Source organism: Longicatena sp. (assembly GCF_982403165.1).
Genome location: NZ_CEVYEL010000013.1, coordinates 1 through 25,889, shown reverse-complemented (window position 1 = coordinate 25,889; position 25,889 = coordinate 1). Strand labels below are relative to the sequence as shown.

General features: G+C 37.4%; 31 protein-coding genes and 1 other RNA gene. 5 read left to right on the top strand and 27 right to left on the bottom strand.

Annotation, left to right across the window (positions count from 1 at the left end; translation table 11 throughout):
• The 7 genes from rny to AC1VS3_RS04435 all read right to left on the bottom strand — a co-directional run bounded on the left by rny (position 1) and on the right by AC1VS3_RS04435 (position 5,672).
• Entirely contained in the window at positions 1-1,557 is a 1,557-nt protein-coding gene (gene rny, locus AC1VS3_RS04465) for a ribonuclease Y (RefSeq protein WP_008688243.1), read from the bottom strand.
• Between the two features lie 202 nt (positions 1,558-1,759).
• A complete protein-coding gene (gene recA, locus AC1VS3_RS04460) occupies positions 1,760-2,791 on the bottom strand; it encodes a recombinase RecA (protein ID WP_008688242.1) in 1,032 nt (343 codons plus the stop codon).
• A 16-nt stretch (positions 2,792-2,807) separates the two neighbouring features.
• Positions 2,808-3,284 (bottom strand): CinA family protein, encoded by a 477-nt coding sequence (locus AC1VS3_RS04455; protein WP_008688241.1) that lies wholly within the window; start codon positions 3,282-3,284, stop codon positions 2,808-2,810.
• Entirely contained in the window at positions 3,285-3,875 is a 591-nt protein-coding gene (gene pgsA, locus AC1VS3_RS04450; protein ID WP_008688240.1) for a CDP-diacylglycerol--glycerol-3-phosphate 3-phosphatidyltransferase, read from the bottom strand.
• Entirely contained in the window at positions 3,859-4,797 is a 939-nt protein-coding gene (locus AC1VS3_RS04445; RefSeq protein WP_481275534.1) for a helix-turn-helix domain-containing protein, read from the bottom strand. Before AC1VS3_RS04445 ends, pgsA begins: the two co-directional genes overlap by 17 nt.
• A 200-nt stretch (positions 4,798-4,997) precedes the next feature.
• Positions 4,998-5,339: RNase P RNA component class B (gene rnpB / locus AC1VS3_RS04440), an RNA gene on the bottom strand.
• Between the two features lie 6 nt (positions 5,340-5,345).
• Positions 5,346-5,672, bottom strand: a complete 327-nt coding sequence (locus tag AC1VS3_RS04435) for a DivIVA domain-containing protein (RefSeq protein ID WP_008688238.1) — start codon at positions 5,670-5,672, stop codon at positions 5,346-5,348.
• A gap of 405 nt (positions 5,673-6,077) precedes the next feature.
• On the opposite strand from AC1VS3_RS04435, the gene recU reads away from it, so the two are divergent.
• Both recU and AC1VS3_RS04425 read left to right on the top strand, forming a co-directional pair.
• Positions 6,078-6,638, top strand: a complete 561-nt coding sequence (gene recU, locus AC1VS3_RS04430) for a Holliday junction resolvase RecU (protein ID WP_008978464.1) — start codon at positions 6,078-6,080, stop codon at positions 6,636-6,638.
• Positions 6,628-9,330 carry a transglycosylase domain-containing protein gene (locus AC1VS3_RS04425; RefSeq protein ID WP_008688236.1) on the top strand — a complete coding sequence of 901 codons (2,703 nt, stop codon included), beginning with the start codon at positions 6,628-6,630 and terminating at the stop codon, positions 9,328-9,330. Before recU ends, AC1VS3_RS04425 begins: the two co-directional genes overlap by 11 nt.
• Before the next feature lie 195 nt (positions 9,331-9,525).
• Here AC1VS3_RS04425 and nth read toward each other — a convergent pair whose 3' ends face one another.
• The 10 genes from nth to AC1VS3_RS04375 all read right to left on the bottom strand — a co-directional run bounded on the left by nth (position 9,526) and on the right by AC1VS3_RS04375 (position 15,948).
• Positions 9,526-10,173, bottom strand: coding sequence for an endonuclease III (gene nth, locus AC1VS3_RS04420; protein ID WP_008688235.1), 648 nt, complete (start codon positions 10,171-10,173; stop codon positions 9,526-9,528).
• Positions 10,173-10,706: a DnaD domain-containing protein gene (locus AC1VS3_RS04415; RefSeq protein ID WP_008688234.1), complete on the bottom strand. Its 534-nt coding sequence runs from the start codon at positions 10,704-10,706 to the stop codon at positions 10,173-10,175. Before AC1VS3_RS04415 ends, nth begins: the two co-directional genes overlap by 1 nt.
• A 9-nt stretch (positions 10,707-10,715) precedes the next feature.
• Positions 10,716-11,171 (bottom strand): hypothetical protein, encoded by a 456-nt coding sequence (locus AC1VS3_RS04410; RefSeq protein ID WP_008688232.1) that lies wholly within the window; start codon positions 11,169-11,171, stop codon positions 10,716-10,718.
• Positions 11,172-11,312: 141 nt separating this feature from the next.
• On the bottom strand, positions 11,313-11,990 hold the full coding sequence (locus tag AC1VS3_RS04405) for a 5'-methylthioadenosine/adenosylhomocysteine nucleosidase (protein WP_008688230.1): 678 nt from the start codon (positions 11,988-11,990) through the stop codon (positions 11,313-11,315).
• Between the two features lie 14 nt (positions 11,991-12,004).
• Positions 12,005-12,709, bottom strand: coding sequence for a class I SAM-dependent DNA methyltransferase (locus AC1VS3_RS04400; RefSeq protein WP_008688228.1), 705 nt, complete (start codon positions 12,707-12,709; stop codon positions 12,005-12,007).
• Complete coding sequence (gene rsfS / locus AC1VS3_RS04395; protein WP_008688226.1) at positions 12,706-13,044, bottom strand: ribosome silencing factor; 339 nt, start codon at positions 13,042-13,044, stop codon at positions 12,706-12,708. Before rsfS ends, AC1VS3_RS04400 begins: the two co-directional genes overlap by 4 nt.
• Positions 13,041-14,066 carry a nicotinate (nicotinamide) nucleotide adenylyltransferase gene (nadD, locus tag AC1VS3_RS04390; RefSeq protein WP_008688223.1) on the bottom strand — a complete coding sequence of 342 codons (1,026 nt, stop codon included), beginning with the start codon at positions 14,064-14,066 and terminating at the stop codon, positions 13,041-13,043. The genes rsfS and nadD overlap by 4 nt, the downstream gene beginning before the upstream one ends.
• 1 nt (position 14,067) lies before the next feature.
• Positions 14,068-14,352 (bottom strand): ribosome assembly RNA-binding protein YhbY, encoded by a 285-nt coding sequence (yhbY, locus tag AC1VS3_RS04385; protein WP_008688221.1) that lies wholly within the window; start codon positions 14,350-14,352, stop codon positions 14,068-14,070.
• Positions 14,352-15,431 (bottom strand): ribosome biogenesis GTPase YqeH, encoded by a 1,080-nt coding sequence (yqeH, locus tag AC1VS3_RS04380; protein WP_117547548.1) that lies wholly within the window; start codon positions 15,429-15,431, stop codon positions 14,352-14,354. Before yqeH ends, yhbY begins: the two co-directional genes overlap by 1 nt.
• A complete protein-coding gene (locus AC1VS3_RS04375) occupies positions 15,424-15,948 on the bottom strand; it encodes a YqeG family HAD IIIA-type phosphatase (protein ID WP_008688217.1) in 525 nt (174 codons plus the stop codon). The genes yqeH and AC1VS3_RS04375 overlap by 8 nt, the downstream gene beginning before the upstream one ends.
• Positions 15,949-16,217: 269 nt before the next feature.
• Here AC1VS3_RS04375 and AC1VS3_RS04370 point away from each other — a divergent pair, with 269 nt between their 5' ends.
• The 3 genes from AC1VS3_RS04370 (at position 16,218) to AC1VS3_RS04360 (ending at position 18,821) form a co-directional block, all read left to right on the top strand.
• Positions 16,218-16,859 (top strand): TetR/AcrR family transcriptional regulator, encoded by a 642-nt coding sequence (locus AC1VS3_RS04370; protein ID WP_481275533.1) that lies wholly within the window; start codon positions 16,218-16,220, stop codon positions 16,857-16,859.
• A gap of 79 nt (positions 16,860-16,938) precedes the next feature.
• Positions 16,939-18,171, top strand: coding sequence for an MFS transporter (locus AC1VS3_RS04365; protein ID WP_481275532.1), 1,233 nt, complete (start codon positions 16,939-16,941; stop codon positions 18,169-18,171).
• Between the two features lie 59 nt (positions 18,172-18,230).
• Positions 18,231-18,821: a uracil-DNA glycosylase family protein gene (locus AC1VS3_RS04360; RefSeq protein ID WP_008978477.1), complete on the top strand. Its 591-nt coding sequence runs from the start codon at positions 18,231-18,233 to the stop codon at positions 18,819-18,821.
• Positions 18,822-18,848: 27 nt separating this feature from the next.
• Here the strand turns inward: AC1VS3_RS04360 and AC1VS3_RS04355 are convergent, their stop codons facing one another.
• The 10 genes from AC1VS3_RS04355 to AC1VS3_RS04310 all read right to left on the bottom strand — a co-directional run bounded on the left by AC1VS3_RS04355 (position 18,849) and on the right by AC1VS3_RS04310 (position 25,820).
• Positions 18,849-19,304 (bottom strand): low molecular weight protein-tyrosine-phosphatase, encoded by a 456-nt coding sequence (locus AC1VS3_RS04355; RefSeq protein WP_481275531.1) that lies wholly within the window; start codon positions 19,302-19,304, stop codon positions 18,849-18,851.
• A gap of 178 nt (positions 19,305-19,482) precedes the next feature.
• Positions 19,483-19,794, bottom strand: coding sequence for a WCX domain-containing protein (locus tag AC1VS3_RS04350; RefSeq protein WP_418527254.1), 312 nt, complete (start codon positions 19,792-19,794; stop codon positions 19,483-19,485).
• A 138-nt stretch (positions 19,795-19,932) separates the two neighbouring features.
• Entirely contained in the window at positions 19,933-20,502 is a 570-nt protein-coding gene (locus AC1VS3_RS04345; RefSeq protein ID WP_008978479.1) for a flavodoxin family protein, read from the bottom strand.
• Between the two features lie 2 nt (positions 20,503-20,504).
• Positions 20,505-21,140 carry a TetR/AcrR family transcriptional regulator gene (locus tag AC1VS3_RS04340; protein WP_008978480.1) on the bottom strand — a complete coding sequence of 212 codons (636 nt, stop codon included), beginning with the start codon at positions 21,138-21,140 and terminating at the stop codon, positions 20,505-20,507.
• A gap of 273 nt (positions 21,141-21,413) precedes the next feature.
• Positions 21,414-21,950, bottom strand: coding sequence for a flavodoxin family protein (locus AC1VS3_RS04335; protein WP_481275530.1), 537 nt, complete (start codon positions 21,948-21,950; stop codon positions 21,414-21,416).
• Between the two features lies 1 nt (position 21,951).
• Entirely contained in the window at positions 21,952-22,350 is a 399-nt protein-coding gene (locus tag AC1VS3_RS04330; protein WP_119983315.1) for an FMN-binding protein, read from the bottom strand.
• A complete protein-coding gene (locus AC1VS3_RS04325; RefSeq protein WP_119983314.1) occupies positions 22,337-22,828 on the bottom strand; it encodes a MarR family winged helix-turn-helix transcriptional regulator in 492 nt (163 codons plus the stop codon). The genes AC1VS3_RS04330 and AC1VS3_RS04325 overlap by 14 nt, the downstream gene beginning before the upstream one ends.
• A 141-nt stretch (positions 22,829-22,969) precedes the next feature.
• Positions 22,970-23,878 carry a pseudouridine-5'-phosphate glycosidase gene (locus AC1VS3_RS04320; protein WP_119983313.1) on the bottom strand — a complete coding sequence of 303 codons (909 nt, stop codon included), beginning with the start codon at positions 23,876-23,878 and terminating at the stop codon, positions 22,970-22,972.
• Between the two features lie 2 nt (positions 23,879-23,880).
• Positions 23,881-24,837, bottom strand: a complete 957-nt coding sequence (locus tag AC1VS3_RS04315) for an eIF2B alpha/beta/delta subunit family protein (protein WP_008688187.1) — start codon at positions 24,835-24,837, stop codon at positions 23,881-23,883.
• A 2-nt stretch (positions 24,838-24,839) separates the two neighbouring features.
• Positions 24,840-25,820 (bottom strand): PTS sugar transporter subunit IIC, encoded by a 981-nt coding sequence (locus AC1VS3_RS04310; RefSeq protein WP_481275529.1) that lies wholly within the window; start codon positions 25,818-25,820, stop codon positions 24,840-24,842.
• Positions 25,821-25,889: the final 69 nt, after the last annotated feature.

The following is a 25,889-nucleotide window of genomic DNA, read 5'->3' as shown; positions in this document are numbered from 1 at the left end:
TTATTTAGCCAGCTCACAAGATCTTGTTTCACGAATGACCGTAACCTTGATCTGTCCTGGATATGTCAGTTCCGCCTCAATCTTGTCCTTGATGTCACGGGCAAGTTTATGACAAGCCAAATCATCCACCTTATCCGGTACGACCATGACACGAACTTCACGTCCTGCCTGGATCGCATAAGAACTATCCACACCATCAAATGATTTTGTAATCTTTTCAAGCTCTTCCAGACGGTTGATATAATTCTGTAACGCTTCATAGCGAGCACCTGGACGCGCTGCACTAATCGTATCAGCAGCTATAACCAAATTGCTTATGAGAAATTTCGGTTCAACTTCTCCATGATGTGACTGAATCGCATTCAATACCACATCGCGTTCACCATGTTTCTTACAGAATTTGTAGCCTAATTCAATATGACTACCCTCAACCTCAAAATCCATAGCCTTTCCTATATCATGAAGCAAGCCTGCTCGTTTAGCCAGCTGCTGATTTAAACCAAGTTCAGCTGCCATCATACCGGCCAGATGAGCAACTTCCATACTATGTTGTAATGCATTTTGTCCATAAGAATAACGGTACTTTAAACGACCAATCATCTTAATGATTTCACGGTCAATACGACCGATACCCAATTTAAAGACGGTATCTTCACCAGTCTTCATGATGTTGGTATCCATTTCTTTCTTGATTTTATTGACAACTTCTTCAATACGGCCCGGCTGAATGCGGCCATCTTTGATTAAATGTTCCAATGCCAATCTTGCAACTTCGCGGCGAATTGGATCAAAACAAGAAACAGTAATCGTCTCTGGCGTATCATCAATAATCAAATCAACACCAGTCGCCTGTTCAATGGCTTTGATATTACGCCCTTCGCGTCCGATGATTCTACCTTTCATTTCTTCACTTGGTAAAGCAACAACGGAAACGGTGCGATCAACGGCCTCATCCTGCGATAAGCGCTGAATGCTTTGTGCAACGATATTGCGCGCCTTTTCATCTGCAGTTGCTTTGGCCTCTTCTTCTTTTTCTTTGATGTAGGCAACCAACTCTTTTTCCATACGTTTTTCGGTGATTGCAAATAATTCTTCTTTTGCCTCACTGGTAGACATGGCCGCTACACGTTCCAATTCCTCTACCTGTACATCAATCTTTGCCTGTAACTCTTTGTCTTTTTTATCTAGCATTGCCATTTTGTCAGCTAATTGAGCACTTTTCAGATCAATCTGTTTTTCTTTGCTTGTCAATGTTTCATCGCGGAAATTCAGATTGTCTTCTCTGCGCAGGAGTTTATTTTCCATATCGGTAACCTCCTGCTTGCGTTCTTTTATCTCTTTTTCTGCCGCAAGTTTCAATTCATGCGCTTGTGTACGACCATCCAATACTGCCTGCTTGACGGTTGCGTCGGCTTTTGCTTCCGCTTCCTTCAGCAGCAGGTTGGCCTTTTGCTGATCTTTATTTAAACCTGCCTTAGATACCACTATCATAACGATAATTCCAACGGCAAGACCTATCAACGCAGACAAAAAGATGAGCAGTGCATTATTTTCCATAACACTATTCCTCCATTCGTCATGTAATGAGAATTTTATTCTCTAACATATATTGTACATAAATTTCACATTTTTCTCAACTAAAAACCGCAGTTTTTGGAAAATTAGAATCAAAAATTGAAAGCCGTTCCATCAAAAAGTAAAAGAAGGGCAATCCTGTCCTTCTTTTTTGATAGGTAAACTAAACGATCCTTAAAGCTTTTTAAGCTTTTTCAGCTGCTGTTTTCTCCATGAGCTTTGTTTTTAACTCTTCTAACAGTTCTGGATTAGACTTGATCGTATTTTTTGCAGCTTCTTTCCCCTGGCCGATTTTCTCACCATTGTAAGAAAACCAAGCACCACTTTTCATAACAATATCATGATCCACACATAAATCTAATAACTCCGCGATATAAGAGATGCCTTCGCCATACATGATTTCAATAGCAGCCGTTTTAAAAGGTGGCGCTACCTTATTTTTCACAATTTTTACATTTACTTTATTTCCAATAATTTCAGTTCCATTTTTAATTGCCTCACTGCGTCGAATATCCAAACGCACACTGGAATAAAATTTTAAAGCACGACCACCAGGTGTGGTTTCAGGATTGCCATAAACAACTCCAACTTTTTCGCGCAGTTGATTAATGAAAATTGCCGTACATTCGCTGCGATTCATGACACCACTTAATTTACGCATCGCTTTTGACATCAAACGAGCCTGTAATCCTACTTGTGAATCACCCATCTCACCATCCAATTCAGCCTGTGGTACCAAGGCGGCAACCGAATCCACGACAACCAAATCAATAGCACCGCTTTTTACTAACATTTCGGTAATATCCAGCGCCTGTTCTCCACTATCTGGCTGTGATAAGATCAACTCATCAATATTGACCCCAAGTTTTTGCGCATATACAGGATCAATCGCATTTTCTGCATCAATAAAGGCAGCACGCCCGCCTTTTTTCTGTACTTCAGCAATCGCGTGCAATGCCAATGTCGTTTTACCACTTGATTCCGGACCGTAGATTTCAATGATACGACCTTTGGGATATCCACCAATACCTAAAGCCTCATCTATTTTGATGGAACCACTGCTGATAGCATCAATTTCTACCGCAGCACGATCTCCTAATTTCATGATGCTGCCTTTTCCATATTGCTTTTCTATGGCCTTAATTGCATCACTTAATAAGGTATCTTTTTTATCTTCTGCTTTTGTCTCTGTTTTCTTATCTTTCTTTTCACTCATGCTACTTTTCCCTTTCTCATTCACTGAGGAATGCGACTGCTTTTTCCATCATAAATTGTACAGCATACGCCCGCAATTCATTGCGTGTCAATTTAGAATGTAATGCAAATACTTGTACATGTTGGATATCTGCTATTGCACAATACACTAAACCTGCCGGTTTGCCTTCCCAGGCATCCGGTCCGGCATTTCCCGTAAAGGAGATACATAGATCAACATCCAATACAGCACGTGCGCTTCGCGCCATTGCAATTGCACATTCTTCACTGACAACACCATATGTTTCGATGATTTTTGCATCAACATGTGCCAATGCTATTTTTTCTTGTGTGGCATATGTGACTAATCCACCTTTTAAAACGGCACTTGCTCCTGCAACATCTGCTATTGCTGCACAAAAGGCACCCGCTGTAAAACTTTCACAGCTGCCAATTGTCAGTTTTTTTTCTTTCAGCAAAGCCACGAAAGATGCTGCTGTTGTTACCTGTTCCATCTACATCGTCTCCATGACAACATCTTTCAACTTCATAAAATAAACAATTCCACTATACACGGAAGCTATTGTTGCTCCCCAAATAAAAATTTGATCCATCGGAATACCTAAATAAGCAAATGGTAAATCATACAGCATGACAAAAATAATAGCAAACATTTGCAGTACCGTTTTAATTTTCCCTGGCATGCCCGCTGCCACCACTTTGCCTTTTGCACTTGCTGACATTCGCAAGCCATCCACGATCGTATCACGCCAAATCATAATGATCACCGCGATGATTGGCACTCTATTGCCAACAGCAAATAAAATCAGCATCGTATTTACTAAAAGCTTATCAGCAATCGGATCAACAAATTTACCAAAAGAGGTAACCAGATTTCGTTTGCGTGCAATATTTCCATCCAAAAAATCAGTAAAAGAAGCAATCGCAAATAAAATCAGCACCACGATATCGCTCCATTGCACTGTCACCATAGCATCCTGTACATTCACTTGGAATGCCATACCCAAATCACAAAACAAATATAGAATAGCGATGATTGGTACTAAAACGACACGAAACAAAGATAATTTATTTGGCAGATTCATTTACTTCACCTACCGTAAACGTCAACGTATTGCTAGGACAATATCCAGGATATGTGCTTGGATTTATACTGCTATCCGTCTTTACGACCTTTCCATTAATTTTTATATCAGTTTGCACCATACAACCGATATAGATAGAAATCTTCGTGCCTTTTTTCACTTCAATTTCACTTGTAGCTGTCTGCCCCACATTAAATATCTTATTTTCACGAATATCTTTTTCATCAACCGTAACACTATAACCAGAATTGCTGCCGTTAAATTTCGTTTCCACTTTTAATTTCTCGCCTTCTTTGACATTGTTGATTGTATAATCGGTCACATCATTTTTGACGATTTCTAATTCTTTGACTTCTTCTTTCTGTTCTTCTTTTAGTTTCTCGTCATCGCTAGGATAGGCTTCTTTATCATTTTCACCGGCAATTGGCATATTGTTTGTCGGTTTGTTATCCTTGCCACTATCTGTCTGCATGAAAATCGCAAAAGCAAACATCAATACGATGACCACAACACCAATAATTGCCACAAGCGAAATTAAAGAAACATCTGGTTTCGCTCTTCTGCGCTTTTGGCGTGGCATTTTCACATCTGCGGTCTGCACTTTCGTAAGCTTCTCACTCTTAGCGATATTATGTTCAATTTCTTCATGAGAAAGCTGTGCGCTTTGTACAGATGTCATGGTATAATCGTCAATGCTTTCACGCAATTCATCTTTCATATCTTCAAAATCAATACCGACCGCATCACAATACGATTTCACAAAAAAGCGTAAATAACTCAGGTCCTCATGAAAAAAAGAAATATCTCCTTCTTCTAAGGCTTTGATGTGCTTTGTTGTAAGTCTGGTTTTTTCACTTATATCTTCGACACTCATACCGAGTTCGATACGTTTTTCCTTTAACATGTTTCCTATTTTTTCCATTTGCACACCTCTTTTATAGTACCTGAACGACATTCTTCGATATCTTCAGTATGTCCCGTTTTTATAGTCCTTATTATTATAACAAGCAAAAACTAAATTGTAAAATTATTATGAACATTTTTGAAAATCTCACAGCATTTCCACAATTTCGCGTCATTTTTACATTGAAAAAGCAGGATTACTCCTGCTCTACGGTTTCATTGCATAAGCCATGTTCTGTACTCCAATGGAGTGGCAGTCATTTATCTGCGTTTTTTCAAACGCCCCACCGGATGATTTCACTTCACCTCCAGCAGGTTCCCCTACCAAATTTGGGTTTCTCGCTTGCGGGGTTTACCCGTTCCATCTTTTATGTTTCCATAAAAGCTCGTCTCTGTGGCACTTTTAAAGAAGTACACCATAGTTTCCCTTAGGTTTCCTTCAGCCGTCAGTAATTACACTGCCTGGATTTATTGTTTCATCCAGCACAAACACTACGATCATCACAGATCGTGCGAGCATGGACTTTCCTCTAGTCAAATGACCAGCGACTGCCGCAACGCTGCCGATTATTCTTTTTCTTTCCGAAATACCGCATTTTCTAAACGTGTTAATCGTTTCAGAATATCGATGTTATCTCCGCTCAGTTCAGCTTTTATAGCTTCCACTTCCTGTTTTCCTTCTAATTCTACGATTTTCGCTTTTAGGGTGGCGATATGACGTTCATACTCTTGAAGATGATTGCCAAGATTTTCAATCATGTGGTCATATTCTTGATAGTCATGAATCACAAGATCTAAAAATTCATCGACCTCACGAGAAGAATATCCTTTAAAATCCACATTGAACTGTTTGTTTAATACATCTTCCACACTCAGTTTAAACCTTTTTTCCATTGCACTCACCTTCCTGTTATAGTTTCTCAAAAAACCATTAAAATTGCAAGATATTTTTTTGCTTTCCTATCCTTTGCAGTATCTTTTTCATAAGATATCCTTATTATATTATGAGTAAGATGATCGATTTTTTGGTAGTACTTCTAAAGTTATTGCAGTAAAATATATAAAAATTTTTATTAGAAAGCTTTAAATCGACGACCTTTTCTGCTTAATAAAAAACCTGCTCAAATGTTAAGAAAACTTTCAGAATCGTGTATTCTCAGCACAATATTCATCAAATTCATGCTTTTTATCATTAGAATACCATGAATTCTTACGGTTATTTATCGCAATCATGAAAACCTTATGATATAATATAAACTGGTGATACATGTGATAGGATACCCCAATAAAAAAAACAAGGTGAGTCAAACAGCTGTGGATAATCATATGGGTCGTGGAATGTCATTAGAGGAAGACATCAATGACAGCAACGCCTATTATCGTGCATGTGATCGCGCCTTGATTCATAAGAAGCCAACACCGATTCAGGTGGTTAAGGTCGATTATCCTGCCCGCTGTGCCGCCAAAATAACAGAGGCCTATTATAAGACCCCTAGCACGACTGATTATAATGGCGTGTATCGGGGAAAAGCAATTGACTTTGAAGCGAAAGAAACCAAATCAAAAACATCCTTTCCCTTTAAAAGCATACATCCCCATCAGATTCATCATCTGAAAAAGGTCTTATTTCATGGAGGTATTGGATTCTTCATCATCCGATTCACTTTTTATGATGAGACTTATCTGATTGACGCTGGCGTAATAATCGAACGCTATGAAAATAGTGAACGTAAGTCCATTCCTTATGAACAAGTAAAACAGCTCGGTTCTTATATCAAGGAAGGATTATCCCCACGGCTGCGTTATTTAGATAATGTAGATGCCTTATATTTCAAGGAGGAAAACTCGTATGGCAAATGATACTACGAAAAAAAATTCCAATCCAACAGGAAAGAAAAAGAAAGCTACCGTTCGTAACGTCGTGAATGGTATCATCATCGTCTTCTTATGTTGTGTATTATTAGGAGGCGTGACCGGATTCTTCCTGCTAAGCCAAATCATTGGTAAGGTCAGTGAAGATGAGCGAAAATTGGAAGAAAAAATCATTAATGTAGAGCCAAGCACATTATACAGTGCTGATGGCAAAGTCATTTATGAGCTCGGTGCAGAAAGCCGTGAAATTGTTGAATATGAACAAATTCCACAAGTTACCATTGATGCCTTTTTGGCTATTGAGGATTCCCGTTATTTTAAACATAACGGTTTTGATCTTCCTCGCTTTATTTCCAGTGCGTTCAACAATTTACGTTCCGGATCCTTGGCACAGGGTGGTTCTACCTTGACCATGCAGACGATTGATAACTTTATTAATAAGCCTAAGGAAGAAAAGGCAGATAGTGAAGGCATTAAGCTAACACAAAAAGATAAAATTGAAATGAAGATTCAGGAAATTTATTTAAGTCTTCGCCTTGATTCTAAAATGAGCAAGGAAGAAATCTTAACAAACTATTTGAATAAAATTAACTTTGGTGCTAGCGCCCGCGGTATTCAAAAAGGAGCGCAATATTATTTTGGCAAAAACGTAGAGCAGCTGAATCTGAGCGAAAGTGCCTTTTTAGCCGGCGTGGTCAATGCACCTGCATTGTATAACCCATATCAAGGCTATGATTCCAAAACGAAACAAAACTATTATGCTTATGCTACCAAACGCCGCAACGAAACCCTTTCCTTAATGTTGAGTCATGGCTATATCAGTGAAAGCGAATATAAATTAGCTAAAGCAACAAAACTGGCATTCCAATTAAAAGGAGAATCAAAGGCCAAGGATAATCCTTACCTCGCATACGCGCAAGCTGCGATTACAGAGGCTAGAGAGCTGACAGGTGAAGACCCAGCAACAACACCAATGAAAATTTATACTGCTCTGGACACTTCCACCCAAGATCGTCTCAATGATATTCAGGAAAAGAAAGTTATCGGTATGCCGGAAAATAAATATTTCCAAATAGCTGCAAGCGTTATCGATAATCGTAAAGGTACGATCATTGCTATTGGTACTGGCTTTGATGATCCTACTTCCAGTACGTATAAAGATCGTGCGACAAAAGAAAAGCATCAGCCAGGATCAACATCAAAACCATTATTGGCATACGCACAGGCTTTTGATCAAATCGGCTGGGCGACATCACGAATCGTAGAAGATAAACCTATCCAAATTTATGGAGATACAAAGAGTAATTACGATAACAAATATCATGGAAAAGTTTCATTAGAACGTGCGTTAGCGCAATCCTTAAACATCCCTGCTCTGGAAGCTATGCAAGCCGTGACAAATGCGGTTGGCAACGATTATATGCGAGAGTATATGAAAAAACTAGGTTTTGATGATAAGGTTGCTGAAAAATTCGATTTACTGTATGCCATTGGTGGTGCTAATTTTGAAGCAACCCCTACTCAAATGGCAGCCGCATTTGCTACCTTAGCAAACGGTGGAAAATATATAGAACCGCATATGATCACAAAGGTTGTATATAAAGATGGCAGTAAAACTTATGAGAACAACGCTAAGACGACACAGGCTATGTCCCCGCAGGCTGCTTATATGACAAGTGATTTGTTAAACAAAGCTATCACAGGCAAATATAGCGGATATAACTATATGAGCCAAGCCTTCAATGGTGCTGGATATCCGGTTTATGGAAAAACCGGAACTTCTGACTGGGATGATTATGCTGATGAAGTCGGTGGTAATGCCCATGACGGTTGGATGGTCAATTACACAAGCGATTATACGATTGCTTCATGGAACGGCTTCGATTCACGTGTCAACGGCTACACCTATTTATCCGAAGCTGTACAAAATATGAATATACCTGGTAAGATCAATCGTTATATTTTAGATTCCTTAAGTTCCAATGCGACAAGGATTCAAAATCCCGGTGGTATCAGCTCTTATGGTGGAGGTCTCATCAAAACAGAGTTCCTAAAGGATGCTGCAAAAAACAATCCTGAAACCGTAGCCAATGTGAAAAAAGCTAGTGATGCATTAAAATCACCTATCAGTGATGCTAGTAAATATAAACAAAGCGATTATACACCGGAAACATGGGCTGCATTGCAAGAAGCTCTAAAACAAGCAAATGCGTTGTTAAATAAAGAAGACGTCACAGAAGACGAAGTAAATAGAGCAAAACAAGCCTTAGAAAATGCAATACGTGGCTTGAAAGAAAAAGAAGTTGCCGTAACAACAACTTCCCTAACATCTGCTATTCAAAATGCTGCTGCATATACCGATACTACAAAATATCAAAGTGCTTATGTGCAAGCATTAAATAGTCGAATCAATGCAGCAAATGCTTTATTAACATCAAGCGGTGTGACACAGGCAGAAATCAATCAAGCCGTTCAAGATATCCAAGCTGCTATTGAAGCTTGTAAAGCTCATCCAGTACAAGAAGTAACGCCGCCTAATAATAACAATCAAAAGCCAAATGATAATACCAATAATAATGCTAATACGGATAAAAATGATAACACCAATAAAGGTGATACTGCGAGTGGAACTGGCAATAAAGAAAATGGCAGGCCAACTAGCAATACATTTGGTGATTAGCATATTACACAGAAGAGATTCTTTGCTTGAAGAATCTCTTTTATTATCGTCTATTAATTAATACGCACATCAAAAGGCTTTCTTATTTGACAGAATTCTGATATCTATCCGTTTTTACTATGACCTTTTCTTATGTCAACCACGCTTTACTATCGTCTCTTCTATAATAAGAAAAAGTATATTATAAAAAAACAGTCAGCTTTTTTTCTGACTGCGATATGCTTCCAACTTGTCTTTTTTGCAAAACGAGGCAAAGGGACATTGATCACACTGAGGATTTCTTGCAGTGCATTGGTATCGACCAAAGAAGATAAATAAATGATGTGCACGATTCCATCGCTCTCTTTTGATTTTACGTTTTAATTTTTGTTCTACTACTTCAACACTATCCCCTACTTTCGCCAGCCCTAATCGCTTAGCGATACGTTCTACATGTGTATCCACTGCAATTGCTGGAATATCAAAACAAACACTGCGTACTACATTTGCTGTTTTACGACCTACTCCGGCTAAAGAAGTCAACTCCTTCATGCTCTGTGGTACTTGTCCGTCAAAATGTTCTACCAAAGAAGCACTTAAAGCCTGAATAGAGCGTGCTTTATTGCGATATAATCCAATGCGGCGAATTTTAGCTTCGACTTCTTTACTATTTGCCGAAGCTAATGCTTTCGGAGTTGGAAATGCCTCAAATAAAGCAGGCGTTATCTTATTAACCGCAGCATCTGTAGTTTGCGCAGATAAAACTACGGCTACTAATAATTCAAAGGGATTTTGATGCACCAATTCACAATGTGCATTAGGAAAACGTAATTCTAATATATCTAAAATTTCATCTGTTGTCATTATCGTTTCCCCTCCTCATAATCTTCCGGACGCAATCCACGCTTTTTCCACTCTACCAAAATACGCTCGATATAATCAAAACTCAGATGCTCATAAGTCAACGCTTCTCGTAAGGCATAACCAATTAATTTCTGCTCATATACATTTAACCAATCTGCCAGCCGTTGCAATTCCATATGTGATAATGGTCGAGCAAACTCTGTTTCAAATAGATCAAATAAAGAAGCATCAAAATTCATCGTTTTTTCCTTAGCGCCGGCAAAAACACCATCAATTTCAAATAAAATCTTCCCATTTTGAAATGTCAGCTGCACATATCCTTTTGCACTAAGCTGGGATAATAAATCATCAATTTCGCCACTATCCTTTTTCATCTTTTTTGCCAAAATACCGTGAGTGACCGGAATTTGGTGTTGATTTAAAAAATCAATTAACATGATCAATAAGGTCTCATCGCTAGTCATCGTTAATTCATCTAAATGATCTAGCATGTAATCACGGCGGTTGATAAACTTTTCTTTCCACCAATCCATAACTGTATGCTATTCTCCTTTCTTCAGATAATAGACTTCATCTAATGTATCATAATCCAATAATACTTCACCTTTATCAAAATTCACTACATAAACAGGATTTTTATACCCATAGCCAAGTGATACCTTACTAACCTTACCTTGATAGTTTTTTTCTATAAGAGCGTTTACAGCCGCCTTTTGATAACTTGTTTTCTTGCGACTGGCAATGGCTTTACCTTTTTCATTAAACCAGACATACATATCGCTATCTTCTCCTATGTAGACAACATAATGAAAGACATGGCGCTGTACATCCTCTATTCGCGCATAAGATTCTTTGATTTTGGCAATCTGATGATCTACCTTATCTTCAAATTTACGCGCAGGCCCACTAATAAAAATAGCGATTTCGATAAAAATGACAATCAATGCCATAAACAGCAGTCCACATGTAACAGCTACTGATTTTCCATTTATTTTCATAGCGACCTCCTAACGTACCTCATTATACATGATTTTTTTGCATTTGTCTTTCTTTATACGCAAGAAATACCTTGCTTGAGCAGCACTTCTTAACAAAGCGATGCCCCTTTCTATAAAAAAACATCCTTGATTGGATGTCTATTACATAAATTCCATGAATTCTTGACATAAGGTGGCACTGCGTTTTGCAGCATGTTCTGCGTATGTTAAGAAATCCATTTGTGAATCTTCTTTATGTGCTACATCGCTTAAAGAGCGCAAGACAACAAAAGGTACGTGATAATGAGAACATACTTGGGCAATCGCTCCGGCTTCCATTTCTGCACAGATGGCATCCGGAAATAAAGTTTCTATACGTTCACGTTTTTCATCTTCAGCAATAAATTGATCTCCACTGGCCACTAAGCCACGAAACACACGTACTCCCATAGATGTTAACACCTGATCACATACATCGATTAATTTCGCATCAGCATCATAATACAACCCTAATCCATCATTTCCATCAATGATGCTAGTATCAAAATCGTGTTGTACGACGCGTGTCGACAAGACAGCATCCAACACCTGCTGTTCCTTTTTTAAGCCACCTGCCGTACCAATATTTATCACTGCCGTAATAACAAAATTTTCAAACAGAATCGTTGTCGCCATCGCGGCATTCCCCTTGCCAACGCCACTCTTCATTACAATGACATTTTTCCCTTTGATACTGCCTTTTACCATTGCAATACCGGATACCTTATATTCTTCCTTATTTGTCAATAAAGATGTTATAGCATCCATCTCTTTCTCCATTGCTGCGATAATACCAATCATGTTATTCCCTCCCTTTATGATTTCCTTTTACAAATATAAAACAATTTTTCACCTTCTTGGATACCATCAAATGTAAAATCAGTAATGATTTTTACATCAAAATCAAGAGCTTCTAGCTGTTCTTTCACCCACATAGGATCATAAACACGCTGGATATGTTGTTCCAGACTTACCCTGCCAGCTTCATCATAAAAAGCAAAATTCTGATAGATACAGTCTTCGATTGTCTGAATCGTCCATTGATATTCATGATGATCAATTCTTCCAGCTTCATTATATTCTTCCGCAAACTCTAACAATCGATCCATTGAATGCATATCCATAATAAAGACACCATCTTTCGTTAAATGCGATTTAACTTGAGTGAACAATTTTTGCACTTGTTCTTTTTTTAATAAATAATTAAAAGAATCGCATAAACATAAAATACCATCATAACTTACATCAACCTGAAAATCACACATATCCATCACTTTCCAGTCTACTAGATCATGATCTTTTTTCTTTTTGGCTGCCTGCAGCATCTCTGCGCTGATATCCGTTCCAGTAACATGGTAACCATCCTTCGCAAGTGCTATCGTAATTTCTCCACTGCCGCAAGCGAGTTCTAGCACTTCCTTACCGTTTACATATTCTTCGATTAACGATACCCATGCTTGCGTAGCTTCTTCATCTTTAACTAAAGCATCATAAAATTGTGCCAATGTTCCATACATCATAAGGAAAAGTCCTCACTAGGCAAATCCGCATATAATTTTTCTAACTGAAAGTGCGCTCTTTCTTCTGTTTGAAATACATGTACGACAATACTGTCTAAATCAACCAACACCCAACTGGAATCCTTATCGCCTTCCATGCTGCGTACAGTATAACCATGTTCCTTTACACGATCTGCCACATTATCTGCAATCGCATAAACCTGGCGTAAACTTGGAGCACTGCAAATCACCACATAATCAATGAACGGGTTTAATGTATGATATTCAAATATAACAGGGTGTTCTCCCTTTTTTTCATCTATGGCTTTTTGTACGACTTTTATTAATTCCTTCATGAAATTACTCCTTTTTTTCGCAAATATTCCTGCTGTTCCTGTTTTACTCTTGCCAATCCCAATGACAAGCTTTTTTCACACAATAACAGTTGTTCACTGGAATCATAGCCTCGCGCTGGATCCAGCTTATCTGCCACATATAAAATAATTGCATATGGCGAAGCGCCATCTCCTAAGACATGATGATAAATAGCAGAGATGATACGTTTATCCTCCATATATAAAAAGCGTTTTGTATAATCAGCGCCAATATAGCCATGCCAAATCGCACTATTTTCTTGCAAATGAGATGGCATATGATGAATCATCCAGATCTTTGCCTTTTCAAAAGGCATTTGTTTACAAATATCGTGTGCAATACCCATACACCATGCGACATGTTCGTCTAAGTGATGTGCATGTGCTAGTCTGACACAAACTTCAGCGACCGATACCGAATGCTGGAAACGCTTTTCCGACATACTTGCTTTCACCCAATTTATTACATATAGCCCATTGCTTCCGATATAACGCCTTACTGTCTTAGGTAAAGCCCATTTCTTTTCACCATTTCTAATTTCTGTACTAGAAACCGAAATCAGTTGCATTGGAACACGTTTCATCCCCGTCGGCAACTGACCGTCTTCATGACGTGAAAACACATAAAAGCATGCTTCTTGTTTCAATTGCGCACTATCTTTCCATTTATCAAATTGCGCTGCCTGATCATCACCAATCAAAAAAGAAAAAGTGTCATGAGGAAAACGTTTTTTTAGTTCCTTTATCGTACGTATCGTATAGGAAACACCATCTAGCTCTCCTTCTAATGTACAAAGCTTCATTTTACGATATGGAGCTATCGCCAACTTCACCATGGCACATCGATGATGGAAAGCTACTTGTTGTCCCTTTTTTAATGGCGCATCTTTACAAGGTAAAAACCAAACCTCATCAATTGGAAGTTTTGCTAAAGCGGTTTTCGCAATTCGCAAATGGCCCTCGTGTATCGGATCAAAACTTCCTCCCAGCAAAGCGATACGCATATTATAACCCCAGCTTATTCTCTTTGCTGCGTCGATAGAAAATAACAGTACGTCCTATCGTTTGTACAACTTCACTACGCGTTCCCCCAGCAATATCTAAAGCTGCCTCTTGTACGGAAAGAGGACATGTTTTTAATAATGAAACTTTTACCAATTCATGTGCTTCTAAAGAATCGGAAATTGTTTTAATCATATTGAGCGTCACTCCATCTTTTCCTATCTGAAATAACGCCTTTCTCGTTTGCGCAATTGAGCGCAGTGTTTTTTTATCTTTACTTGTTAACATTATATCATCGCCTTTCTAAATGTTACATTTGCATATTTACTAACATATACACGAATCGTTTTCACATCTCCACTTACACAAAACCAGCCTAAGCCATGAATCACTACATCAACTTTTTCACCTTTTGGATGCATTTCAAACATCTGCATCTCCTTTATGCTCTCATCAATGGCAGGCGCCAATAATTCACCGAGATGTTGTTGCCATAACTGATCAGCCTTTTCCTGTTTGCTGCGATGTAAAGGAAGATCAGGCGCAAAGTATGCTACACAGCTCACCTTGTGACCACCTAGCAAATCCAAGCGTACAAAACCTGCTAAGGATATAGTCTGGTCTTGATACAATTGATATCCTCTCGGTTTTAATGGTTTTAGTGGAATCATTGTCTTCAATAGCTTATCATCTACATGTGTCAATAAAGAATCCATTCTTGTTAATCCCGGAGTATCATATAAGGTATAGCCATCCATGTTGATTTCATTAAAATCCAAGGTTGTACCCGGATGACGAGAAGTCGTCAGATCCCCTTTCTCACATAAGGCATTTAACATTGTACTTTTTCCTGCATTTGCCATTCCCATCACCACAACATCACGTTCATTGCGATAATGTTCAATGGCATATGCAATCTCATCAATGGAATTATTTTCATCACGTCTTGGATGTTTCATCAAATCTCCGCAAATGACAATTCCCTTAACCTGAATAGAAAGTTCTTTTAAACGCTGTAACAAAAAATCGCCTAATTTTTGATCCGACATGGTTGCCGGCAGCAGATCTCTTTTAGTTGCCACCATTAAGATGTCTTTATGCAGCAGATGTCGATTTAACCCACTGACCATATTTGCCTCAAAATCAAACAGATCAACGACCCAAACAACAAGTGCATCCATCATCGCTATACGTGCCAGCACCTCATCCGAATCAATTCCTTGTTTCATAGAGATGACAACATCATCGTAATGACGAATACGAAAACACCTTTGACAATAGTCTGCCTCTGGTTTTGGTGTATAACCAAGTTTTGTTTTATCTTCACTTTGCATAACAATGCCACAGCCTTTACAAATCTTACTCATCATATTCTCCTTTCACCAGTTTTCCTGTTACTTTCAATAAGGAAAACACAATATTTTCAAACACGCGATTCACCTTAGTGAAAGAAAGATCACGTTCAACGACTTGTGCCGTCAAAATCGTATAAAACCGCATAACATTGGCACCTAAGATATCCGTCATCAGCTGATCACCTAAAACTGCCACCACATCTCGCTTCACATGAAAATCTTTTAACATTTTTCGGTAGGTTTTAGGCAACGGCTTCATAGCAAATGGATAAAAAGGAATATTTAATCCTTTCGCAAAGGTGGCAACACGTTCTTCTACATTATTGGATATAAAAACAATTTGAATACCTGCATCCTGAATGGATTTCAAAAAAGCGATTGCTTCATCATCCGGTACAGCTACATCATGAGGGACAAGCGTATTATCAATATCGCAAATCAACAGCTGAATGCCTTGTTCTTTTAAAAACGCAGGTCGCAGTGCCGTATAACGATGGATATAATAATTCGGGGTAAACAGTTTCAGCATTCCATGCACTCCTTTGAATTCACAGTATATATCTTACCATATTTCCTTGTTGTCTGGGTAGAAAAAACATGTAAAAATCAATGCAAATGGCTTTTTTACCATATCATGAATGGCTATCTGCCGATTTCCAAATACAGTTATTCATGATGTGAAGAAAAAGGAGTTGCACTTTCATCACAATCTTTTATCCGTTTATTTTCTTTACTTTTTCAAAAAAGAGTGTTACACTCTATACATACCAAACGTATGTATGTTAGTGAGGTGTGGTTATGGCTAGAAATAAACATCCAGAACAAACCGTTCAAAAAATTCTGGATGTCAGTCTTAAATTATTTGACGAAAAAGGCTATGAGAAAACAACCATTCAAGATATTGTAGATGCTTTAGGAATGTCAAAAGGTGCTATTTATCACCATTTCAAATCAAAGGATGATATCATTGAGGCATTGGGAAATCAATCCTATTCCTCCATTGACGGATTAAGAGCTTATGTATCTTCATTCAACGATATGAATGGACTGGAAAAACTACGTATGATTTTTAAGGCTCAGCTAAAGGATCCACGTAAACGTTCACTTGATCCCGTCATGATGGATGCCTATTCTAATCCAAAGTTTATGGTCATGAGTTTACGGGAAACACTATGTGAAGCTGCCGCTTTTGGTGCTACCTTAATTGAAGAAGGTATCAAAGATGGTAGTATCCAAGCACAAGATCCCCTATGTGCCAGTCAGGTGTATCTATTGTTAATCAATTTCTGGTTAGTAACTCCTTTAGAACCTTATGATGAACAGCATATCAAGAATAAAGTTACGTATTTACGCAAATTGATGGAAGAAATGGGAATTCCTATTATCAATGATGAACTGGAACAAAATTTCTTAGAATATTTGAAAGCTGTACTCGCCTAATATTGCTGCCTAATATGGCAGCTATCTTTTAGCCAACATACATACCGTCGTTCGGTATTATAAAAAGGAGAACTCTTATATGAAGAAACATTATGTATGGAACAAAAATTTCACTTTGCTTGTCATCGGCCAGATCATCTCATTATTCGGCAATGCCATGCTTCGCTTTTCCTTGTCCCTTTATGTATTAGATACCACCGGTTCAGCTAGTGCATTTGCCACGATCTTAGCTATTTCCATGATTCCTACCATTCTCTTATCCCCCGTTGGCGGTGTTTTAGCAGATCGTATGAGTCGTCGTCATATCATGATCTTACTAGATTGCTTTACCGGTTTTTTACTGCTTGGTTTCACGTATTTAATCACACAAGCATCTTCCTTAGCCCTTGTTGCCATCACAATGATCGTATTATCAATTATTCAATCCTTCTATCAACCTGCTGTACAAGCTAGTATTCCCTTATTGGTCGATGAAGAAAAATTGATGCAAGCGAATGGGATTACCGTACAAGTAAATGCGTTAGCCACTTTGTTAGGTCCCATCTTAGGTGGTGTTTTATTCAGCCTGCTTCCCTTTGCTACTTTATTGATTATTTCTGCTGCTTGCTTCTTATTTTCTTCCCTATTGGAATGCATCATGCAGATTCCGTTTGTGCCTCAAAAACGAAAAGATACATTTCTAAAATCCACCTGGCATGATCTGAAAGCAGGTATGCAATTCGTCTATTGTGATCGTCCAACATTATTTAAGTTATTGATGATCCTTGCCCTGTTAAATTTCATTTTATCATCTTTAATGAGTGTCGGTTTGCCGGTCATTTCAAATATCACACTAGCTTTAGATCCCGTTTACTTTGGCTGGTTACAGGCAGGTATCGGTATTGGCAGCATCATTGGCGCTATGTTACTACCTATCTTTCAAAAACGTTTTCAGCTAGCTCATTCGTATATCTTTCTCATGCTTGCCAGCTTATTTCTTTTCCCTATCGGTCTAGCCATAATGTTTTTAAATAGTGTTTATGTAAGTTATGCTATCGTATTCGCTGCCAGTATTTTATGTATGGCTTTTGCTGCTATTTTCAACATCTATGCACAAACCTATTTACAACAAAACACACCAAACGAGATGCTAGGAAAAGTCAGTTCCTTTGTTACGATGATCGTTATGTGTACCTATCCGTTAGGACAAGCTGTCTATGGTGTCTTATTTGATGTATTGGATGCGCTGCCTTATCTGATTTTTATGGTCGCTGCCTTCATATCCATTGGCATCAGTTTACGCTGTCGCTCAATATTAAAAGTAATAGAATAACTTTTCTTGTATGCCATGCTTCCTATGTTTTATAATAAATATTACTAAGAGGTGATACTATGAGCGATTTTGAAGAAATTAAAAAAGAGCTTTTACAATGTCGGCTTTGTGAAAACATCTTTCCACACGAGCCAAGACCGATTTTTCAAGGAAATCCCCACGCAAAAATTTTTCAGATTTCTCAGGCGCCTTCCATTCATGTACATGAAAGTGGCCTTCCTTTTAACGATGCCAGTGGAAAACGGTTGCGCCAAGAATGGTATCAAATAAGTGATGCATGCTTTTATGATCCAAACAATTTCTACATTGCCTCTATGGGACATTGTTATCCCGGCAAAAAAGAGCGTGGAGGTGATTGTTTACCACCTAAACATTGTGCAGAGCACTGGTTACAAAAAGAAATGGCAATGGTGGATAACGAGCTTTATATCATCATCGGTGCACTTGCTGCCTCTTATATATTCCCCAAAATACCTTTTCATGATCTTGTCTTTAATACCCAAACCTTACACGATCGAAAAGCTTTCATCTTGCCACACCCTTCCCCTTTAAATAATCGCTGGCTCAAACAACATCCAAAATTTATTAGTGAACGCCTTCCACTTTTACGCAAAGTCTTACATGAAATTTTAGATATTCCATCGCTTTAAAAAAATGACGTAGCAGTTACGTCATTTTCATTTTGGTCTAGTTTCCTCTAATAATCCTTGACAGCCTTCCAATACATCCGTAAATGTTTCATCGAAATTACCTGTATACCAAGGATCCGCGATATTCCCTTTTCGCTTTGTATGATCCAATAATTTAGAAAGTTTATGATGATACTGTGCTGGCAGCATGCGTGTTAGATTACGTATATTGGCATCATCCATACCAATGATGTAATCGTATTTTTCTGCATCTTGTAAGCAAATCTGTCGTGCATAATGTTCAACAATTGGAATATTTTGTTCCCTAAGTTTTCTTCTTGTTCCATGATGAATCGGATTGCCAATTTCTTCTGTGCTTGTTGCAGCAGAAGCAATACAATATGCTTTCTGCAGATGGTTCTTTTCAACCAGCCAGCACATGATGGATTCTGCCATTGTCGAGCGACAGATGTTGCCGTGGCAGACGAATAGTATTTTTAACATAGTTTAACACTCCTTATATCTTTATATTTCCTTAATGTTAGGACATTATTTCGGTTTTTTCACTTTCTTATTTTATATTTTCTCAAAATTCTTCATATTATCTTGCAATCCCCAATATGGCGAAAAAATTATAACATATTCTGTAACTCTCTACCATAACACTATACTATAGTAACTATTACTTTTTATATAGAGATGCTATATCATATATTCTCTGCTTCATTTTTTCACGAACATGTAATGGTTCCAAACATACGCACTTGTCTCCGAAGCTCAAAACAATATCATAATAATAATCATTCTCTATAAAAGGGAAACTGACGATGTAATGCTCCTTATCATCGGGAATGAAATTTTCGTATGAACAATAATCAAGTACCCTATCTACGATAGACTTATGAATACGAATTTTAATATTTGTTTGTAGGGTTGCTAAAACATCTGCAAATTCTAATTTTGGTTTTAGTGAACATCTTCCGCTTTTACGCAATGTCTTATACGAAGTTTTAAGTATCCTATTCCATTAAAAAATGACGTAAATGCTATGTCATTTTCATTTTATCTTGTATTCTCTAATCATCTTGCTATCTTTCCAATATTAAGCATATAAGTAAACAATACAATCCATTTATTTCACACACCGTTCTATCTTTTTAATTAATGCCGGGGATAGTTTCTTTTTGTTAGCCGCATTTGCACATACAATTTTTCCTATAGGTTTCATACCTGCTGTTTTGAAAAATTCATCCATATTGCGGATTGCCCCTCTGCTTTGACCAAAAACCCATGAAAACGGTGCAGGAGTATTACAGGAAGTTAATAGCAAATATTTCTTGCCTTTCAAACGTGGCTTGGGGAAAGTTGTTGTTTCTTCCATTGCTGTTCCTAATAATCTATCAAACAAATTTTTGACCGGTGCTGGCACATTTGCCCAATAAACAGGTGCTGCCAGAAATACAATCAAGGATTTCTGTAATAAGGCAACAATTTCTTGTATATCATCTTTTTGAACACAAACTTTGGTATCCATACAAGCCCGACAACCTTTGCAGAAAGAAATATTTTTTTCATATAAATTTACTTTCCTTACTGTATATCCCCTTTCTTCTGCTTTATGAACTGCACAATCAAACATAGCTGCTGTCATCCCATTTGTATGGGGACTAGCAAAAATGGCAAGTACATTCTTTTCATTCATAGTCATTTCTCCTTTGCAATAGATTGATACAACATTTGAAAACCATAATCCAAAAATTGCTTTTTCGATAAATTCATCGTACTTTGAATATAGTTCTCCTTATTCGTAGCTAGTTGAATAAGTCCTGATAGCATCCCCCAAAAAGTAAATATAGTTGGGATAATTTTCAGATCTTCACGCAAATCATCGTTTTCCATACCAGATATCAGAAAATCTTTTAACTTATCGTTTATTTTTTCTCCTATTTGATATGTTTCCTTCTCCTCGGGCAAACAATCATTATTTTCAAAGTCAATATTGATTTTATCTAATACCATCTTAAAATAAAAAGGAAATTCTTCTTGATACTGCACCAATCCACGACAAATAAAATCATATTTTGTTTTCGTTGTTTCCTGTTGTACTAACGCAGAAGATATAGAATCGTAAAGCTTTCGCATACTATCTAAAACCAAAATACCGATAATTTCCTCCTTATTCTTAAAATAAACATAAAGGGTCGCTTTGCTGTATCCGGCTGCTTTTGCTATATCATCCATAGAAGTCGCCGTAATACCCTTTTGCATAAATAAGGTAGATGCTGCTGCAGCAATCTTTTCCCGATGAGTACTTTTCGGCTCTTTTTTCCTTCGTCCCATTGTCTCCTCCTCTTATAATTAAACTCACAGTTTAATTATAAACAATTTCCAGTGCTCATGTCAATTTAAATGGTTTCTTTCGTGTACAATTGACTTTTTTGGTTTATTTTTATTAATTGACGATCATCTCCCTTTCACATGAAAAAAAGGCAGCTTCCATTCCTATTAGAAGCCACCGTTTCATAAAACATACAATCATACGATATTAAGGCACTTTCCTTCCATTTTCAAATTATCAAGGTTGAAATGAGGCCAGTTCATATAGGCATATATCTATGCGTTACTACATTCACTTACCTTTTTTAAGAACATATCCACATATTTTTTATCTATCCAATCATGGGCTTTTCCTTGCGTATTTACCAACGCACGCATAGATGCATCCATTTCCGAAACATCTTTCCCCTGTAAAGCTTTGCGTAATGAGCGACATAATGCTCTGTCTTTGAAATTCATCTTCTCTTCATCATATGTCCCTTGCCCATAGGAAAACGAAATCGTAAGATTACAATTTTTCATGTTATTCATTTTAATTTCTTCAAGATAATCATCGCAATACGCACTTGCCCCTACCGCAAATACATAAATTTTTTTCATCTTAATATGACGTTCCATTTTCTTTACATACTTCATCCCAGCAATTTTCCCGGCATAAATACCTCCTACAAGGATAATACGATCGGCTGTTTCTAACATTTGCTTCTTACATTGCTTTAATTCCATCGCAGGATCCCCTAACGCATGTGATATCATTTCTGCATAGCGTTGGGATGCGCCATATTTTGATGTATAGATAATTAAATTCTTCATGTTATTCTCCTTTTTCCATCGCCTGTTCGGCAGCCTTTAAAATACATACACTGCTAATGGTTGCTTGTGATACAGTATCTACCTCTAAGGATTGTTTCTGCAATACATCGCTTACGATATTTTCAGCAGCCTTTCCTAAACCATGTTCATGGGTAATGATTTTCACATCGGCTATGCCATTGTTTTCAATATACACTTTGACCTTTGCGGATATAGGAAATATGCTATAACTTCCTTCATACACACCATCCTTTATTGCTGCAAGTTTCGGTGTATGAAGCTTTATCCGGTTTGTTTTTTGTGTAATATCCTGTAATAATACAACGATGGAAATGCCGATTCCCACCAAACCCACAAGTACACAGATAGCAATGCGTTTCATTTTTTTATGCTTTTTCACTTTTTGTCCTCTTTTCCAAACACTCTACTCCCTCATATAAACGCATAAACAATTGAAACAATTGTTGTAATTCTTCATTGCTGTAGTGTTCAAATACATACGTAAGCTCTTTTTGATAATTCACAAATATCGTATCAAAGAAATCATGCATCTTTGGTGTAGGAACAATTGTAGCTGCCCGCACATCTGCTTTGTTTTTTTTGATGGTTACATAACCGTTTCGTTCTAAAACAGCTGCTAACTTTTTAACATTTTGTCTCGAACACCCCATCATACTACCTAATTGAGTAAAGGTCATCTGTGTATCTACTTGGCGAATTAATGACAGCAACATAAACTGCTTTAATGTGATATCTGGGATCCGTTCATCAAAAATAGTCTGCAAACGATTCCCTAATATGAATAAAGTACTAAAAATAGCTTTTTCCTGTTGCTCACGCGTCTTTGAAAAACGTTGTATCAGTTCTTGTAGTTCCATGTTTATCTCCTTTATTAGTAACAAGTTACTCATATTATAGCAACTTGTTACGTATTTAGCAAGATAAATAATTAAAAAATAAGAAATGTTTGTGACATCAAAAAGAGGAGATAAGTACAATCTCCTCTACATTCATATTATCTATTTAAAATATTCAACCGCCAGCTTTGCACCTAGCTTTGCATTATTGTATACTAATGCAATATTTGCTTTAAGACTTTCACCATGACTGTTTTTAACGATTTCAGCTAACAGAAAAGGTGTAACGGCTTTTCCTTTAATTCCTTTTTCATCAGCTTCTTTTAATGCTTGTAAAATCAAAGAATCAATATATGCCTTATCCATAGAATCTTCCTTAGGAATAGGATTGGTGATTAAAATGCCACCTTGTAAACCTAATTTCTCTTTTGTATGTATTAAGGCACTGATATCTTCAACACAATCCATTCTCGTGTTTAATTTATACTCACTTTCAGCAGTAAAAAATTGTGGTAAATAATCTGTTTTATATCCTACGACGCAAACCCCCTTCGTTTCAAGATATTCTAATGTTCTCGGCAAGTCTAAGATTGACTTCGCCCCTGCGCAAATAACGTTAACATCCGTTTGTGCAAGCTCTTCTAAATCAGCTGAAACATCTAGTGTCTGTTCATATCCACGATGAATTCCACCTATTCCGCCTGTCACAAAAAATTTAATACCAGCAAGTTTCGCACATATCATCGTAGTTGCAACCGTAGTAGCGCCTATTTTCTTTTCAGATAAAACCTGAGCCAAATCTCTACGTGAAACTTTCACAACATCCTTTGCGGTTGCCAATGTTTGTAAATCTTCATCATTTAAACCAATTTTAATTTTTCCATCCATAATTGCTATGGTTGCTGGTACTGCCCCTTGCTCACGGATAATAGCTTCACAATTTTTCGCCATTTCCACATTTTGGGGATACGGCATTCCATGTGAAATAATTGTTGATTCTAAAGCCACGACTGCTTTATTACCTTCAATTGCTTTCAGCACCTCATCTTTTATATCTAAAAATGCATTCATATTTATTCACCCTCCTTAATGTTATCCCATAATTTTGACCAGTATTGCAACATCTGGGATGGATGCAGAACACCGAATTCCGTAACGATTCCTGTTATATCGCTTGCTGGTGTCAGATCGAAAAATTGGTTTATGACTTCTACTTGATCAAAATCCTTAAAATCATCTTCATCTACAAGCTCGCATTTATCTCTTCTTTCTAAAACCACTTTTTCACCATTTAAGGTTCTTATATCAAGTTTATATAATTCACTTGCAAAATAAACTGGTATCTTGCAACTTTGTGCAAGACGCGCAATTTGCGCACTCCCCATCTTGTTCGCAACATCGCCATTGGTACAAAGTGTGTCTGCTCCCATAATGATCATATCTGCCTCATTCATAAACTCGTATACCGATGCATCTGAAATAAACATCGTTTCAATACCTAATCGAGTTAATACATTCACAGCATTTCGTGATTCACGTAAAGGCCTTGATTCCGTACAAATAACCTTAAAGCGTTTCTTGTCATTTGCTGCTGATTGAAAGATTCCCATCAATGTACTACTATAGCTGTGCATCAAAACAACATCATGATCATGAATAAGATGAGATCCAATTTCCCCGACTTTTTCTACAGCTACAAACGATTGTTCAATAATATTATCACATAAGTGAATCACCTTTTCTTTTAGTATGTTTACTTTCATCGTTTCATCTAATTCTTGCATAATGGCTTCACAGCTATTATAAATTGTTGCCATTGTTGGCTTTAATTCATACATCTGTTTTTTTAAATAGGTGAACCGTGTTTTGATTTCGCTAAAAGTTTTTAAATCCTCTTGTTGCAAAGCAAGCTTAAATGCCCAAGCAGCTGCTCTACCAAAAGGACTTCCTCCCTTGACATTCATATTGCGTATTTCTTCTATTACATGATCAGCTGATTGAAATGCAATATCTTTTACTCGATTTTTCATTACTATGCATTCTCCTTTTCATCAATTCCCATCAAATAAGTTAAAACAAAAGTTATGAGGCCACCAACAACACAACCTAACATCAAACCGCCAAAACCTGCTCCCAAATAGACTGGGAATGTATAAATACTTAGTGCTACCGCTGCCACTGTTCCAGCTCCTGCTGCTCCAGTAATTGCGCCACCAATAGCACCACCTATACATACTGCGATAAATGGTTTTTTATATTTAAGGTTTATACCATACATTACAGGCTCAATGACGTTACCTGAAAAAAATGATGTTAAACTTAAGGTTAGTGCATTTTTCTTAATTTTCTTATCTTTTGCTTTTAAAGCAACAGCTAACCCGGCTGTAATTTGACAAATCAAAGATGGCGCATGCGTCATAATAATCATATCTCTTCCATACATTGCGATATTAGGCGCAGATACAAGCCCTAGAATAGCGATGTGCATACCAAAGATAATCAATATTTGCCAGATTCCGCCTATGATAGCACCTGCTAATACAGGGCTCAACTCATATGTCGATCTAAACAAATTCGCAAACAATTCTCCACCCCATACCCCTATAGGGCCAATCACAACAATAAGTAAAGGAATTACGATTAATGCACTCAGAAACGGAACAAAGATACTGCGTAAGGCATTTGGAAGTATTTTACGTAAAATAAATTCACATTTAGATATCAAATAGGCCGAACAGATTGCTGGTAAAATGGAACTACCATAATAAACATTGGTTACTGGTATCCCTAAAAAATTGACGCTTGTCGCATTGGCAAATATTGCCGAAAAATTAGGATATACCAATAATCCAACTACCATTAATGTAATGGATATATTCGCCTTAAAATATTTAGCTGCTGACCAGCCAATAAAAATAGGGAAAAAGCCATATAAGACATCACCTGCAACACTCAATATTTGGATCGTCGTATTTGTTTCTGATACCCCAGCGAGTACTGCAAGTTTCGCCAAAGCCGTAATGAAACGGATATTTAAATTATCGTGGGGATAAAACCTGCCTCTAAATTATCATGGGGTTTA

Bases quoted from the DNA above. Each gene is read 5' to 3' on its own strand.
- rny (WP_008688243.1), bottom strand. From the start codon at position 1,557: ATGGAAAATAATGCACTGCTCATCTTTTTGTCTGCGTTGATAGGTCTT.
- recA (WP_008688242.1), bottom strand. From the start codon at position 2,791: ATGAGTGAAAAGAAAGATAAGAAAACAGAGACAAAAGCAGAAGATAAA.
- AC1VS3_RS04455 (WP_008688241.1), bottom strand. From the start codon at position 3,284: ATGGAACAGGTAACAACAGCAGCATCTTTCGTGGCTTTGCTGAAAGAA.
- pgsA (WP_008688240.1), bottom strand. From the start codon at position 3,875: ATGAATCTGCCAAATAAATTATCTTTGTTTCGTGTCGTTTTAGTACCA.
- AC1VS3_RS04445 (WP_481275534.1), bottom strand. From the start codon at position 4,797: ATGGAAAAAATAGGAAACATGTTAAAGGAAAAACGTATCGAACTCGGT.
- AC1VS3_RS04435 (WP_008688238.1), bottom strand. From the start codon at position 5,672: ATGGAAAAAAGGTTTAAACTGAGTGTGGAAGATGTATTAAACAAACAG.
- AC1VS3_RS04425 (WP_008688236.1), top strand. From the start codon at position 6,628: ATGGCAAATGATACTACGAAAAAAAATTCCAATCCAACAGGAAAGAAA.
- nth (WP_008688235.1), bottom strand. From the start codon at position 10,173: ATGACAACAGATGAAATTTTAGATATATTAGAATTACGTTTTCCTAAT.
- AC1VS3_RS04415 (WP_008688234.1), bottom strand. From the start codon at position 10,706: ATGGATTGGTGGAAAGAAAAGTTTATCAACCGCCGTGATTACATGCTA.
- AC1VS3_RS04410 (WP_008688232.1), bottom strand. From the start codon at position 11,171: ATGAAAATAAATGGAAAATCAGTAGCTGTTACATGTGGACTGCTGTTT.
- AC1VS3_RS04405 (WP_008688230.1), bottom strand. From the start codon at position 11,990: ATGATTGGTATTATCGCAGCAATGGAGAAAGAGATGGATGCTATAACA.
- AC1VS3_RS04400 (WP_008688228.1), bottom strand. From the start codon at position 12,709: ATGATGTATGGAACATTGGCACAATTTTATGATGCTTTAGTTAAAGAT.
- rsfS (WP_008688226.1), bottom strand. From the start codon at position 13,044: ATGAAGGAATTAATAAAAGTCGTACAAAAAGCCATAGATGAAAAAAAG.
- nadD (WP_008688223.1), bottom strand. From the start codon at position 14,066: ATGCGTATCGCTTTGCTGGGAGGAAGTTTTGATCCGATACACGAGGGC.
- yhbY (WP_008688221.1), bottom strand. From the start codon at position 14,352: ATGTTAACAAGTAAAGATAAAAAAACACTGCGCTCAATTGCGCAAACG.
- yqeH (WP_117547548.1), bottom strand. From the start codon at position 15,431: ATGAGTAAGATTTGTAAAGGCTGTGGCATTGTTATGCAAAGTGAAGAT.
- AC1VS3_RS04375 (WP_008688217.1), bottom strand. From the start codon at position 15,948: ATGCTGAAACTGTTTACCCCGAATTATTATATCCATCGTTATACGGCA.
- AC1VS3_RS04370 (WP_481275533.1), top strand. From the start codon at position 16,218: ATGGCTAGAAATAAACATCCAGAACAAACCGTTCAAAAAATTCTGGAT.
- AC1VS3_RS04365 (WP_481275532.1), top strand. From the start codon at position 16,939: ATGAAGAAACATTATGTATGGAACAAAAATTTCACTTTGCTTGTCATC.
- AC1VS3_RS04360 (WP_008978477.1), top strand. From the start codon at position 18,231: ATGAGCGATTTTGAAGAAATTAAAAAAGAGCTTTTACAATGTCGGCTT.
- AC1VS3_RS04355 (WP_481275531.1), bottom strand. From the start codon at position 19,304: ATGTTAAAAATACTATTCGTCTGCCACGGCAACATCTGTCGCTCGACA.
- AC1VS3_RS04345 (WP_008978479.1), bottom strand. From the start codon at position 20,502: ATGAATGAAAAGAATGTACTTGCCATTTTTGCTAGTCCCCATACAAAT.
- AC1VS3_RS04340 (WP_008978480.1), bottom strand. From the start codon at position 21,140: ATGGGACGAAGGAAAAAAGAGCCGAAAAGTACTCATCGGGAAAAGATT.
- AC1VS3_RS04335 (WP_481275530.1), bottom strand. From the start codon at position 21,950: ATGAAGAATTTAATTATCTATACATCAAAATATGGCGCATCCCAACGC.
- AC1VS3_RS04325 (WP_119983314.1), bottom strand. From the start codon at position 22,828: ATGGAACTACAAGAACTGATACAACGTTTTTCAAAGACGCGTGAGCAA.
- AC1VS3_RS04320 (WP_119983313.1), bottom strand. From the start codon at position 23,878: ATGAATGCATTTTTAGATATAAAAGATGAGGTGCTGAAAGCAATTGAA.
- AC1VS3_RS04315 (WP_008688187.1), bottom strand. From the start codon at position 24,837: ATGAAAAATCGAGTAAAAGATATTGCATTTCAATCAGCTGATCATGTA.